The organism is Hymenobacter duratus (assembly GCF_014698995.1).
GTDB classification, from domain to species: Bacteria; Bacteroidota; Bacteroidia; order Cytophagales; family Hymenobacteraceae; genus Hymenobacter; species Hymenobacter duratus.
Window position 1 is genome coordinate 561,226 of record NZ_JACWZZ010000003.1, and the last position, 13,261, is coordinate 574,486.

The following is a 13,261-nucleotide window of genomic DNA, read 5'->3' on the forward strand; positions in this document are numbered from 1 at the left end:
CGGTATCCGGCTTTGCCTTTCTGCCGTAGTATACCGGAAGCGGTATTCTGTCTTATTTTCTTCTGATGGATAGCACGTTACTCACCGAAACCGGAGCCATTGCGGGCTTCGCCGGTCGGTTTTTCCGGGAAGGGTTCCGGCCCCGCTACGAGGTGCAGGAACTGCTCTACCAGTGCTACGTCATCGGCTACCAGTCGCTGCCGCTGGTGGGCATCACGGGCTTCATCATGGGCATCGTCCTGACGCTGCAGAGCCGGCCCACCATGGCCCAGTTCGGGGCTGAGTCCTGGATTCCGACTATGGTGGGCCTGACCATCATCCGGGAAATGGGTCCCATCATCACGGCCCTGATTTTTGCCGGCAAAATCGGCTCCAGCATCGGGGCCGAACTGGGCTCCATGCGCGTGACCGAGCAGATTGACGCTATGGAAGTGTCGGGCACCAACCCATTTAAGTACCTGGTGGTTACCCGGGTGCTGGCCACTACGCTCATGCTGCCGGTGCTCACGCTGCTGGCCGATGCCATTGCCCTCTACGCCTCCTACCTCGGCATCAACATTAAAGGCGTCACGACACTGGCGTTGTTCGTCAACAACATTCTCTCGCGGCTCACCTTCGGCGACGTGCTGCCGGCGGTCCTGAAAACCTTCTTTTTCGGGTTCGTCGTCGGCATTATTGGCTGCTACAAGGGCTACTATTCCAACAAAGGCACCGAGGGCGTGGGCCGGGCGGCCAATTCGGCCGTCGTGGTGTCGTCGCTGGTTATTTTCATTCTCGATTTGCTGGCCGTGCAGATTACCGGCCTGCTAGGCCTGAACTGATGCCTGCCCCCATGCCCCTACCAGCACCGCGGCCCGCCGCTGCCGCCGCGACTCCGGCTCCGGCCGAGGCCGTGCTGACGGTGGAGCACGTCAGCAAATCGTTCGGCAGCAACCACGTGCTGCAGGACTTCTCGCTTACGCTGTACCGCGGCGAAAACGTGGTGGTACTGGGCAAATCCGGCTCCGGCAAGTCGGTGCTGATCAAGTGCATCATCGGGCTGCTGCCGGTAGATGCGGGCCGCATCCGAGTACTAGGCCAGGATGTGGCGACCCTCAACCACGCGGCTATGGACCAGTTGCGGGCCCGTGTAGGCTTTCTGTTCCAGAGCAATGCGCTTTACGACTCGATGACCGTGCGCGAAAATCTGCTGTTTCCGCTGCGGCGGCACTGGCTGGCGCACCGCCGCAGCGAGGAAGCCGAGCTGGTGCGGCAGGCCCTCGCCGATGTGGGGCTGGAAGACACCGCCAGTAAGATGCCGGCCGAGCTGTCGGGTGGGATGCGCAAACGCATTGCGCTGGCCCGCACCCTCATTCTGCGGCCCGAAATCATTCTCTACGACGAGCCTACCACTGGCCTCGACCCCATTACGGCCCGCGAAATAGACGAGCTGATCCGGGAGGTGCAGCAGAAATACACCACCTCATCCCTGATTATCTCGCACGACATGAACTGCGTGCGCCTGACCGCCAACCGCGTGGCCCTGCTGGTAGATGGTCACTGCTACGCCGAGGGCACCTACACCGACCTGCTCCACCGCCCCGATCCCATCGTTCACGCGTTTTTCTCCTGAAGCCGCACGCATTTCCGGCCCGCACCGGCTTCCGCCACACCTCTCACCGCTGTTGCACTCCCCCTCCCCATGCCTGCCGAACGTACCGCCAGTAATCATATTCGCCTGGGCCTGTTCGTGCTGGCCGGTCTGGGGTTCCTGCTGGTGACCCTGTTCCTACTCGGGCGCAAGCAGAATATGTTCGGCGACAGGCTGCAGTTGCAGGCCGATTTCCGCAACGTCTCGGGACTACTCACCGGCAACAACGTCCGGCTGGCTGGCATCGACGTGGGAACGGTGCGTCGCATCCGCATCCTGAACGACAGCACCGTGCGTGTAACGATGGACCTGAACCGCGACGTGCAACCCTTCCTGCGAAAAAACACAGTGGCCTCTATCGGCACCGACGGGCTGGTGGGCAACACCATTGTCAACCTGACCGGCACGCCCGCGCCTGCCCCGCCCGTAGAGCCCGGCGACGTTCTGCGCACCACCACCCCGCTGGCCCTCAACGATATGCTCAGCACCTTCGACGTGTCGAACCGAAACCTGGTGGGCATCACGCAGGATCTGCGCCAGATAACGAGCAAGCTCAACCACAGTGACGCATTCTGGCAGCTGCTCAACGACCCGCAGCTGACGACCAGCATCCGCCGCACCATGCAGCATGCCGAGGCGGCCACCAGCCAGCTGGGGCAGGCCTCTGCGGATATCCGGCTGCTCACGCACGGCATCCGGGCGGGGCGCGGGCCAGCGGGCTACCTGCTCACTGATACGGCATTTGCCGGGCAACTCCGCCATGCCTCGCGCCAGCTCGCCACCACCTCCGATACGCTGGCGGCCACGCTGGCCGGTCTGCAAAAGCAGACCCAAACGCCCAACGGGCCTCTACACACGCTCCTCGCCGATACTGCCCTGAGCCAGCAGCTGCGCCAGAGTATGCGCCACGTAGAGCAAGGCACCGCCGACTTCAGCCAAACCATGGAAGCGCTGCAGCACAATTTTCTGGTTCGCGGCTATCTGCGACGTCAGCAGAAAAAACAGCAGCCTTTGCCCCAGCACCCATAGCACGGCAAGCAGCCACGCAGCGGCAGCGTGGACAGACCGGCGGGCGGCTCAAAAAAAACTCCCGGCCGCACAGGATGCAGCCGGGAGTCAGGCAGTTAGACAGGAACCAAGGCCTGCTCAGGGGCGAAGCACCTGGTCGATGACGTGAATGACACCGTTGGTAGCCAGAATGTTGGCCGAGGCAATATTGGCGGCGGTACCGGTGCCACCGCGTACCGTGAAGCTGTTGCTGGCGGCCGCTACCGTGACGGGGCCACCCAGCGTGGTTACCGTGCCAGCCGCCAGATCAGACGAGAATACCCGGCCCGTACCGATGACATGGCGCGACAGAATAGCCGTCAGGTCGGCATCGGATACGGAGCTGAGGGGTGCGGTGCCCAGCAGTGCGCGGAAGGCGGCATCGGTAGGCGCAAATACCGTTACGTTGGCACTGGCCGTGCCGGCAGCCGTCAGGATGGCGGCGGCAGCCGGGCGCTGCAGGGCCTGCAGCAGCAGCGTAAACTCGGGGTTGGTGGTGCGGCTGGCGCTGGCCACTACAATGGCCGCAATGGTCTGGCTCGGGGGCATCAGCACATTATCAATGGCATGAATGGTACCGTTGCTGGCCGATACATCAGCCGTCACGACGCGGGTACCCCCATTAATGGAAACGCCCGATGCGTTTTTGGTCAGGTATAGCGTGTTGTCGTTGATGGTAGCCCCACCAACCGTGGTGGCAGGCCGGGCCGTAGCCACAGTGCTGCTGCCGTTGGCAATGTCAGCGGCCTTCACGTTGGCAGCAACAACGTGATAAAGCAGGATGCCGCGCAGCGTAGCAATCTGGGCGGGGTCGGTAATGGCCGTGATGTTGGCGGCGTTGTTGAACGGCGCCGACAGCTTGGCAAAGGCATCATTGGTGGGCGCAAACACGGTGAAAGGCCCGGTACCGCTCAGGGTAGCCCCCAGATCAGCTTTCGTAACGGCCGCCACCAGCGTGCTAAACGAGGCGTTGCCCTGCGCTACCTGCACAATGTTCTGAGAAGTCGGAGTAGGCGTTACATCTTCGTCGTCGTCATCGCAGGATGCCAGCGTAAAGCTGGAAGCAGCAAACAGGCTTAGCAGCAGCATCCGCAGCAGGGCCCAGGATTTGGGGAGAGAAAATGCATTCATTTTGTTGAACCTTTTAAGGTGAAAACTTAAACAACATTATAAGTACCGTCATCTCTGCCAGATGTTATCGAGAGCCAAAATTTTGTAAGCACGCGCTGCTCATTCCTACCCACAGGCTTCCATCTTTGCCGTATGCCCGGCCCTTTCCGCGTTTGTCTGCTTATGGCAGCCTGCCTGCTGGCAGGTGCCTCACTGGCCGGTGAGTTCTGGCTGCAGCCTTCGCAGTTTTTTGCAGCCCCTGGCACCACACTCACGCTGCGGGTACTGGTGGGGACTGCTTTTGCGGGCACCCAATGGGCCGGCAAAAGCAGTCGTGTGACGCAGCTGGTTCATTTTGCTCCGGCCGGCTACACCAACCTCTTGCCCGGCGCCACCGCCCCCGACACGCTGCACCCGGTAGTACACCTGCAGCAGCCGGGCACGCACTTAGTGGCCCTGACCACGAACAATGCCTTCCTGACGCTAGACGCCGACAGGTTCAACTCCTATCTAAAGGCGGCGGGCCTCGACTATATTTTGCTGGAACGGCAACGCCGGGGCAGCCTGCAGCTGCCGGGCCGCGAGGCTTACCGACGCTGCGCGAAAACGCTGCTGGCAGTGGGCAGCCCATCGGCTTCCGACACGGCCCGGACCTGGAGCCGGCCCACTGGAATGCCGCTGGAGCTGGTGCCCGAGCAGAATCCCTACACACTTAAAGCCGGGGCTTCTTTCACGGTGCGTGTGCTGGCCGAGGGGCAGCCCCGGCCCGGCCAGCTGGTGCAGGTATGGCAACGCAGCCCCGGCCAGGCCGGGAGAGTTTTTAAGTTGTACAGTAACCAAAACGGGCGGGTGCTGTTTCGATTAACGGAACCGGGCGAGTATCTGCTCAGCACCGTGCACATGGTGCCTGCCAGGCTTCCTGAAGCCGATTGGCAAACCACCTGGAGTAGTCTCACTTTTGGATTTCGCCCTGTTTCAGGCCGTTAAAGCAACTTTTTTTGGGATTCGTGTCCTTGGCTGCGGACACTTCCAACGAACATTTTTTTTATTACCTTCGCAACTCCCTTACAACCCGAACCACCGACGGTATGAAGTACTCGATTGATAAAAAGGAAACGTACACGATAATTACGATTGACGAGAAGAAGCTGGATACTACCGTAGCTCCCGACCTGAAATCGGAATTCGTGAAGCTGAACGCCGAAGGAATCAACAACCTGATCCTCGACCTCAGCAACGTAAAGTACACCGACTCGTCGGGGCTGAGCTCTATTCTCATTGCCAACCGTCTCTGCAATTCTACGGGTGGTTTGCTGGTGCTCACCGGCCTGCAAGACCACGTGATGAAGCTTATCACCATCAGCAAGCTGGAGTCGGTATTGCACATTCTGCCCACGGTGGAAGAAGGCATCGACCGGATTTTTCTGCACGCCATTGAGCGCGACCTGACAAGCAAAGAGTAGCTTTTCAGTTGCCTGTTGTTGGTTGTCAGTTGTCAGAGGCGAATTGCTGACAATTGACAACCAATTTGCATTTATGCGGTGCCCGTGCAGCTGGTTTTCTCCTGCCAACCCACCACTGCCAACCACTCACCAACTTGGAGTTTGAGCTGAAAATTCTGGGTAGTGCTTCCGCTACGCCCTTCCTGGACCGCCACCACACGGCGCAGGTCCTGACGGTGAGCGGCGCGCAATACCTGATTGATTGTGGCGAGGGTACCCAGCGCCGCCTGATGGAGCACAAGATCCGGCACCAGCGCATCCGCACGGTGTTCATCTCTCACCTCCACGGCGACCATTTTTTCGGGCTCTTTGGGCTGCTGGGCACCATGCACCTCAATGGCCGCACCGAGCCATTGCAGCTGTTCGGCCCGCCCGGCCTTGATGAGGTGCTGACCACGCAGTTTCGCCACTCCTACACGCAGCTGAGCTTCGAGTTGGAGTTCACGGCTGTTGATACCACGCAGCACGCCCAGATTTTTGAGGACAAGTACCTAACGGTGCACACGCTGCCTATGCGCCACCGCATTCCGTGCTGTGGCTACCTGTTTCGCGAGAAACCTAAGCGCCGCCATCTGGTAAAGGAGAAGCTGCCAGCTGGCCTCACGCCCGCGCAGCTCAATGCCCTTACGCTGGGCGAAGACCTGCTCGATGACGACGGCCAGCTGTTGCTCGCCAACGCGGCCGTTACCACGGCGCCGCGCCACAGCCGCAGCTACGCCTTCTGCTCCGACACGCTCTATACCGAAAGCCTGGCCGACCTCGTGCGCGGCGTGGATCTGCTCTATCATGAGGCCACGTTCCTGAACGACATGCGCGAACGGGCCGCCACCACCCACCATTCCACCGCCCGGCAGGCCGGGCTGCTGGCTCGCCGGGCACAGGTGCAGCGCCTGCTCATCGGACATTTCTCCAGCCGCTACCCCGATCTGCAGCCGCTGCTGGCCGAGGCCAAGGAGGTGTTCGAGTGGACGGAGCTGGCCGTGGAAGGCCTATCGGTATCGGTTTAAACAGACGCTATGTCTCATAAGAAACAGCAGCTTTACCTCGTGCTCAGCGGCATTTTCATCGTGAATGCGCTGCTGGCAGAGATTATTGGGGTGAAGATATTCTCGGTGGATGCGCTGATGGGCCTGCCCGGCAACCTGACGGCCGGCGTGCTCATCTGGCCCGTGGTGTTCGTTACCACCGACATTATCAATGAGTATTTTGGCAAGCAGGGCGTACTGCGCATCAGCTACCTCACGGTGGCGCTCATTCTGTTTGCCTTTGTGGTGATATACGCCACCACCAAACTGCCACCGGCCGCTTTCTGGCTTGATGTTAACAAGACCGATGCCGAAGGGCGGCCTTTCAACATTGACTTCGCCTACCAGAGCATTTTCCGGCAGGGCCTGGGCATTATCGTAGGCTCCATCACGGCATTTGGCATTGGACAGGTACTCGATGCTACCGTGTTTCAGGCGTTGCGGCGCGCTACCGGGGGCCGCTATGTGTGGCTGCGCGCCACGGGCTCCACGCTCATTTCGCAGCTCGTCGATTCGTTTGTGGTGCTGTTCGTGGCGTTTTACCTGTTCGGCAACTGGACCCTGGACCAGGTGCTGAGCGTGGCCAATACCAACTACTGGTATAAATTCGCGGCCGCTATTCTGCTCACGCCCGTGCTCTACCTCGCCCACTTCCTCATCGACCGGTACCTGGGCGACGAAGCCACAAACGAGTTGCAGCAAGAAGCTGCGGCCGATGTGGCGGTGTAGTTTTTTAGCTGATGGCTATTAGCTGTTGGCTGACGTTCTCTCCTTTCAACAAAAGCTATCAGCCATCAGCTAATAGCCAATAGCTTAACAATCCATGTCCCGCATCCTGACCGGCATCCAAAGCACGGGCCGCCCTCATTTGGGCAACCTGCTTGGCGCCATCCTTCCGGCCGTTGAGCTGTCGAAGAACACGGCCAACGAGTCGTTGTACTTCATTGCCGACCTACACTCTCTCACCACCGTGCGCGACGCCGAAACGCTGCGCCAGAACACCTACGCCGTAGCGGCCGCGTGGCTGGCCTGCGGCTTCGATACCGACAAAAACCTGTTCTACCGCCAGTCGGACGTGCCGCAGGTGACGGAGCTGACCTGGTACCTGAGCTGCTTTGCGCCCTACCCAATGCTGGCCAACGCCCACTCGTTCAAGGACAAGAGTGACCGGCTTTCCGACGTGAATGCCGGCCTGTTCACGTATCCGGTGCTGATGGCGGCCGACATTCTGCTCTACGACGCGGACATCGTGCCCGTGGGCAAAGACCAGATTCAGCACCTGGAAATCACGCGCGACATTGCGTCGGCCTTCAACAACCGCTACGGCGAAACCTTCGTGCTGCCCCAGGCCCGCGTGGACGAGCAGCTGATGACCATTCCCGGCCTCGACGGGCAGAAGATGAGCAAGAGCTACGGCAACATCATCGACATTTTCCAGGACGACAAAGCCCTGCTCAAAACCATCCGCAGCATCGTGTCGGACAGCACGCCGCTGGAGGCGCCCAAAAACCCCGATACCGACACCACCTTCAAGCTGTTTTCGCTGCTGGCCACGCCCGCGCAAACCGCCGAGATGCGCCAGAACTACCTGAACGGCAACTATGGCTACGGCCACGCCAAAACGGCCCTCTTCGAGCTGATCCGGGAGCGTTTCGCCACGGAGCGGGAACAGTACAACTTCTACAGCCAGAATCTGCCCGAAGTAGACCGCAAGCTGGCCGAAGGTGCCCGCAAAGCCCAGGCCTACGGCTCCGAAGTGCTGAATAACGTGCGCGAAAAAGTAGGCTACCTGCGGCGGTAAGCCGTAACGCAACAAACGACTGTCATCCTGCGCAGAGCGAAGGACCTTATTACGCCAGAACAACTACGTTCACCGTGCCAGGGTCCTTCGCTCTGCGCAGGATGACAGCCGTTTAGAATGTTTAGCAGTTAGTAAACGAGGCCGTCGACGCTGGTGTGGCGCTGCTCATTGGAGAAGCTGAAGCCGACCTTGCTGCCGCGGCTTACCTGCTGGTTTTCCAGCTTCTGCTTCACCGATATTTTCTGGATGTCATTGAGCGGCGGGGCTATCAGGTCGTTATTGACGGCGGCCACCATGGCGCTTTCCACGAACAGCTTGAGCCCGTCGGGTGTCACGGCATTGTCCGACATGTCGTTATCGGGCAGCTCCAGCTGCTGCACACCTTCCAGAAAGTAGTGGTTGTCGATGTTGATGAGCAGGCGGCCCACCAGATAGCCGGGGTCGTTGAGACGCTGGTATTTGATGCTGTCGGCCATGAAATTGTAGGCCATGATGTGGCCGAAGAAGCGACGACGAAAGTCCTCTTCCACATACTTCGTGTCCATGGGCCCGTAGTCGTCGGGAAAGGTGACGATGTTGGAGTGCATCACAAACACGAGCAGGTCGCCGGAGAAACGGATGTGAAACTCCATTTCGTTTACGGGCCGGTACTCGATAATTACGGTCGAATCGACGGGGGTGATGCGCCGGCTCAATTCCACTACCAGCTCCTGCGACACGCTACGGAGCATATCGAATGTAGCCAGGGTATTCCGGTAGATGGCCTGTTTGGCCGACGACTTCTGCTTGAGGCCTTCAAAAATCAGGTCGAGGCGGTCGGTGGGGTTGGCGCCGGGCGTGCCGGGTGCGTTGGTTGCCGTGTTCTTCGTGTTGGGCGCCCCGCTCCCCGAACTGGCCGCGGCAGCCGATGGCGCGGAGCGCGAGTGGGCAGTATGCGCCGCAGAGGTGACGGCAGAAGCGGCAGAGGTAGGCTGGGTGTCGGCCATCGGGAGGGCAAGTACGGGGGCGGGCAGGCAGGCTGCGCGCCGGGTGAATAGCCGCTCGGAAGCGGCCAGGATAGTGCTGGTATCTACGCAAGGTAACGGCAGCGGAGTTTCGGTAGTCTGGGATTGGCCAAAACTTTACCGCTGCCGAAGACCGAAGCCAGAAGGCTCTACCGGGCCAGCAGCGGAGGTGCCGCCACCACCGCCGCCACGGGCCAACCCGAGCTACGGAAGGCCACGGTACGCAACCCCGGATGCGGAAATTCCGGCTGCGCTGGCAGCAACATGGCTTGCGCCGACTCCTGCCGCAGGGCCTCCCCAACAGTGCGCACGGCCCCTGCCGGCACGGCCCGCCGTTCCAGCTCAGCCAGCAGGTCGGTGCCACTTATTTCGGCTATCCGTTCGCGCAGGAGCTGTTCCAGCGTGGTGCGGTGTGTCACGCGGGCGGGGTTGGTCCGGAAGCGGGCATCTGCGGCCCAAGTGGGGCGCTCTAGCACGTCGCACAGGTGCTGAAACTGCCGGTCGGCGCCCACGGCCAACAGCAGGCGCACGCCATCGGCAGCCTCATACACCGTACCATAGGGCACAATGCTGGGGTGGCCGGAGCCCAGCGGCTGCGGGTCGTGGCCCGTGACGAGGAAGGTAGCGGCCTGGTTGGCCAGAGAGGCCAGCGCACTATCCAGCAAACTTACTTCCACCAGCGCACCTTGGCCGGTTCGCTCGCGCCGGTACAACGCCGTCAGCAGGCCTTCCTTGAGCTGATGCGCGGTGAGCAAATCCATGAGAGCCACCGGCATTTTTTGGGGCTCAGCGGCCGGGCCGGCGGCATTCAGGTGCATGAACCCGGTTTGGGCCTGCAGCACGGCATCATAGCCGGCGCGGGCCGTGTGTGGGCCATAGCCCGTGATATGCCCATAGAGCAGCCGCGGATTGTGGGCCGACAGCGTTGCGTAGTCGACGCCCAGCTTCTCGGCGTCGCCGGGCTTGTAGCTAGCCAGCACGATGTCGGTTTCGAGGGCCAGGCGGTGCAGTTCGGCGCGGCCCGCGGCGGTTGTCAGGTCCAGCATCCGGCTTTGCTTGCCCCAGTTGGCACAGGAAAAATACGCCGTGACGGTGGTATCGGGCGCTTCGGCGGCCGTACGCCAGGTGCGGGTCACGTCGCCGGCCGGGGCTTCAATTTTGAGAACTTCGGCCCCCAGCTCGGCAAAAAACTGCCCCACCTGTGGGCCGGCCAGCACGGAAGCCAGCTCCAGCACACGGAGGCCCTGAAACGGCAAATCAAAGAAAGTAGCAGCCATAGACGCGCAAGAAAGGCAAACCCGCCGAACCAGTGGCACCGGCCTCTGCGCCGCAAGCCAAGCCCGGCATTGCATGAAATGCACCTGGCGCCGGGTGAATTTCATGCGTGGTCGAGTGAGTTTCACGCGCCAGCCTGTCTATGGCACAGGCGCTTGGGTAAAATTCACGGGAGGTCGAGTAAAAATCATCCGAACACGCGTGAATTTTATCCGACCGCGCATGAAATTCATGGGAAGCCCAGTAAAATTTACCCGACCTCGAATGATTTTTACCTGACAGCCAGTAAAAATCAACCGGCCTCGCCTGAAATTCACGGTAGCACGCGTGATTTTCACCCGGCCACCTGGGAGCATCATGCGCGGCTATGCGGTTCCCAGCCGCGCAAACACCGGAAACACCACCTGCCGCTCACCAGGGCCCCAGAGGCGCGTCAGCTCCCCGGCGATGCTGAGCACCGGGTCGTGGCCATGCTGCTTTTCATACTTCACCACGCTCGACCAGGTGCGTAGGTAGTTCAGGAACCAGACCGCCGACCACTGCCGCAGCACCGGAAAGCGGGCCTGGGCCACGGCCCCGAACGGAAACGGCAGGCGGGCATATTCGTCGTCGATGTGCCAGCGGTTTTCGTCCCAGTAAGGGCGCATAGTGTCGGCGTAGAAGGTGCGGACAACGGCATCCAGTGGATCATGGTGCAACTGCACAAGGCCGTAGCCCCACTCGGCCACCACGCCGCCGGGCCGCAGCACGCGGCGCACTTCCTGGTTGAAGGCCTCCGGATCAAACCAGTGCACGGCCTGCCCTACGGTAACAAGATCAAAGGAAGCCGGCGCAAACGGCGTATGCTCCGCGGCCGACTTCTGGTACGTGACGTTGGGCAGCGGCGGGGCCTGCGCCAGCTGCGCTGCACTGATGTCGGTGGCCGCCACGTGGGCAAAGTGCCGGGCCAGTTCGGCGGCCACCTGCCCGTTGCCGGTGGCGCAGTCCCAGGCCCGCTCCCGGCCCGGCACATGGGGCAGCAGCCAGGCATACAGTTCCGGTGGGTAGTCGATGCGGTAGCGGGCGTAGAGGTCGGCCTGGGCAGAGAATCGGTCGAGCATGGGCAGGGTATCGGGGGTGGATTGTAGCACCGGGCGGCGGCCGGCACCGGGCAACTGCCCGTATGGTAGCACACCTTCGCCGGCTATACGGCGTATTGTCCCTAGCAATCGAGCTTCTTACACCACCTGCCCATGTCTCATCCAATCCAGACCGGCCTGCTCGCCTACGGCATGTCGGGACGTATTTTTCATGCACCCTTCCTAGCCACCAGCCCTCATTTTCAGCTGCGGGCCGTGGTGGAACGCAGCCGCAAGCAGGCCGCCGACTTCTATCCTGCTATCCGGAGCTACGGCAGCGTGGCCGAGCTGCTGGCCGACCCGGAAATCGAGCTGGTGGTGGTGAACACGCCCAACGGTACGCACTTCGAGCTGGCCCGGCAGGCACTGCAGGCCGGCAGGCACGTGCTCATCGAGAAGCCCGTGGCCACTACCGTTGCCGAGCTGGATGAGCTGCTGCAACTGGCCCAGGAGCGGCAGCTGCACGTATTCGGCTACCAGAACCGGCGCTGGGACTCCGACTTTCAATTGGTGCGGCAGGTGGTAGAAAGCGGGCAGTTGGGGCAGCTTACGGAGGTGCATTTCCGCTTCGACCGGTACAAAGCGGCACTCAACGCCAAGGCCTTCAAGGAAGACCCCGCCACGCCCGGCAGCGGCCTCAGCTTCGACCTAGGCCCGCACGTGCTGGACCAGGCCCTGAGCCTGTTCGGGGAGCCGACGCAAGTACGCAAAACGCTGGCCAGCCACCGCCCCCACTCCCGCGTTGACGACTATTTTCATCTGCACCTCTCCTACCCCGGCGGCCTGAACGTGTTTGTGACCGGCAGCCTGCTCACGGCCGCCCCCGTGCCCGCCTACGTGCTGCACGGCACCCGCGGCAGCTTTCAGCAGCAGCGCACCGACGTGCAGGAAACCCAGCTCGACCAGGGCCTGCTGCCCACCGCTGCCAATTACGGCCACGACCCGGCCGGCTCGGAAGGCGTGCTGACCGTGGTGGCAGAAACCGGTGAAAAGACCGTCAGCCAACTCTCGACGCCCCACGGCAACTACCCGGCCTTGTTCGAGGCGGTATACCAGGCACTACGCCACGGCAGGCCGTATCCTATCCGGGCCGAGGAGCTGCGCTGGCAGCTGCAGGCGCTGGAGCAATAGCGAGGTGGGTTGGCGCAGGCATAAGCAGCTATTCTGCCGTGGTAACAGACAGAATCGGGTGTCCGAGTGCCTTCATAGCCGCTTTGACCGGGCCCCAGTCCGGGTCAGCGCCTTGGGTGGAGGCCACCACTGCTTCGCCGGGCCCGAGCTGGTCTACCAGAAAGTGGTGCTCGGTGAGCAGGCCGCGAATAGCAATCAGCTCCTGTTCTTCTATTGAATCGGGCAGCTGCAGATGGTAGCGTACGAGCTGGGAACTGTTGGCGGCAAAATCAGTGGACATGACGATGGGGCAAAAGGTACACTACCCCGTACGTAGATGGTGAAGGATACGATGGAGCAGACTGCTTTTTACCTGCTGCGTTTTGGGCAGCCTCAGTTACTGCTGAGCCGGCAGCCTGGCGGGCAGCAATGCTCATCTGCCATGCCAACACTGCCCGCTGCCCCAACCGCCCAGCGCGTAAGCAGCACGCCCAGTTGCGCTTATCCGACCAGGCATAGCCGTGCGAAATCCTCCTATCTTTGCTGTAAGACTATATACTGCCGCAAGCTGACCAGGAAACCAAGGTCAGCCATTCACCTTTTAACTCGCTGAACCTTGACGTTTCACGAATTCAACCT

At 61.3% G+C, this 13,261-nt stretch carries 14 protein-coding genes; 9 read left to right on the forward strand and 5 right to left on the reverse strand.

What is annotated here, in order from left to right:
• Positions 1 to 65 precede the first annotated feature (65 nt).
• The 3 genes from IC231_RS15860 to IC231_RS15870 all read left to right on the forward strand — a co-directional run bounded on the left by IC231_RS15860 (position 66) and on the right by IC231_RS15870 (position 2,659).
• Positions 66 to 821, forward strand: a complete 756-nt coding sequence (locus IC231_RS15860; protein ID WP_190785470.1) for an MlaE family ABC transporter permease — start codon at positions 66 to 68, stop codon at positions 819 to 821.
• An 11-nt stretch (positions 822 to 832) separates the two neighbouring features.
• Positions 833 to 1,612, forward strand: coding sequence for an ABC transporter ATP-binding protein (locus IC231_RS15865; protein WP_190785471.1), 780 nt, complete (start codon positions 833 to 835; stop codon positions 1,610 to 1,612).
• 69 nt (positions 1,613 to 1,681) lie between these two features.
• On the forward strand, positions 1,682 to 2,659 hold the full coding sequence (locus IC231_RS15870) for an MlaD family protein (protein WP_190785472.1): 978 nt from the start codon (positions 1,682 to 1,684) through the stop codon (positions 2,657 to 2,659).
• Between the two features lie 117 nt (positions 2,660 to 2,776).
• Here the strand turns inward: IC231_RS15870 and IC231_RS15875 are convergent, their stop codons facing one another.
• Positions 2,777 to 3,808 carry a fasciclin domain-containing protein gene (locus IC231_RS15875; RefSeq protein ID WP_211539111.1) on the reverse strand — a complete coding sequence of 344 codons (1,032 nt, stop codon included), beginning with the start codon at positions 3,806 to 3,808 and terminating at the stop codon, positions 2,777 to 2,779.
• Between the two features lie 162 nt (positions 3,809 to 3,970).
• Between IC231_RS15875 and IC231_RS15880 the strand changes: the two genes are divergently transcribed.
• The 5 genes from IC231_RS15880 to trpS all read left to right on the forward strand — a co-directional run bounded on the left by IC231_RS15880 (position 3,971) and on the right by trpS (position 8,115).
• The gene (locus tag IC231_RS15880) at positions 3,971 to 4,774 is read left to right on the forward strand and encodes a DUF4198 domain-containing protein (RefSeq protein WP_190785473.1); all 804 of its coding nucleotides are present in this window, start codon (positions 3,971 to 3,973) and stop codon (positions 4,772 to 4,774) included.
• Positions 4,775 to 4,875: 101 nt separating this feature from the next.
• Entirely contained in the window at positions 4,876 to 5,250 is a 375-nt protein-coding gene (locus tag IC231_RS15885) for an STAS domain-containing protein (RefSeq protein WP_044002696.1), read from the forward strand.
• 134 nt (positions 5,251 to 5,384) lie between these two features.
• Positions 5,385 to 6,296, forward strand: coding sequence for a ribonuclease Z (locus IC231_RS15890; RefSeq protein WP_190785474.1), 912 nt, complete (start codon positions 5,385 to 5,387; stop codon positions 6,294 to 6,296).
• Positions 6,297 to 6,305: 9 nt separating this feature from the next.
• Entirely contained in the window at positions 6,306 to 7,043 is a 738-nt protein-coding gene (locus tag IC231_RS15895; protein ID WP_190785475.1) for a queuosine precursor transporter, read from the forward strand.
• Positions 7,044 to 7,137: 94 nt separating this feature from the next.
• The gene (gene trpS / locus IC231_RS15900) at positions 7,138 to 8,115 is read left to right on the forward strand and encodes a tryptophan--tRNA ligase (RefSeq protein ID WP_190785476.1); all 978 of its coding nucleotides are present in this window, start codon (positions 7,138 to 7,140) and stop codon (positions 8,113 to 8,115) included.
• A 128-nt stretch (positions 8,116 to 8,243) separates the two neighbouring features.
• Here trpS and IC231_RS15905 read toward each other — a convergent pair whose 3' ends face one another.
• The 3 genes from IC231_RS15905 to IC231_RS15915 all read right to left on the reverse strand — a co-directional run bounded on the left by IC231_RS15905 (position 8,244) and on the right by IC231_RS15915 (position 11,566).
• Positions 8,244 to 9,101, reverse strand: a complete 858-nt coding sequence (locus IC231_RS15905; RefSeq protein WP_211539112.1) for a hypothetical protein — start codon at positions 9,099 to 9,101, stop codon at positions 8,244 to 8,246.
• A gap of 167 nt (positions 9,102 to 9,268) precedes the next feature.
• Complete coding sequence (locus IC231_RS15910) at positions 9,269 to 10,396, reverse strand: CaiB/BaiF CoA transferase family protein (protein ID WP_190785477.1); 1,128 nt, start codon at positions 10,394 to 10,396, stop codon at positions 9,269 to 9,271.
• 363 nt (positions 10,397 to 10,759) lie between these two features.
• Positions 10,760 to 11,566 carry a class I SAM-dependent methyltransferase gene (locus tag IC231_RS15915; protein ID WP_211539113.1) on the reverse strand — a complete coding sequence of 269 codons (807 nt, stop codon included), beginning with the start codon at positions 11,564 to 11,566 and terminating at the stop codon, positions 10,760 to 10,762.
• Between the two features lie 60 nt (positions 11,567 to 11,626).
• Between IC231_RS15915 and IC231_RS15920 the strand changes: the two genes are divergently transcribed.
• Positions 11,627 to 12,643, forward strand: a complete 1,017-nt coding sequence (locus tag IC231_RS15920) for a Gfo/Idh/MocA family oxidoreductase (protein ID WP_190785478.1) — start codon at positions 11,627 to 11,629, stop codon at positions 12,641 to 12,643.
• 28 nt (positions 12,644 to 12,671) lie between these two features.
• Here IC231_RS15920 and IC231_RS15925 read toward each other — a convergent pair whose 3' ends face one another.
• Complete coding sequence (locus tag IC231_RS15925; RefSeq protein ID WP_190785479.1) at positions 12,672 to 12,923, reverse strand: hypothetical protein; 252 nt, start codon at positions 12,921 to 12,923, stop codon at positions 12,672 to 12,674.
• Positions 12,924 to 13,261: the final 338 nt, after the last annotated feature.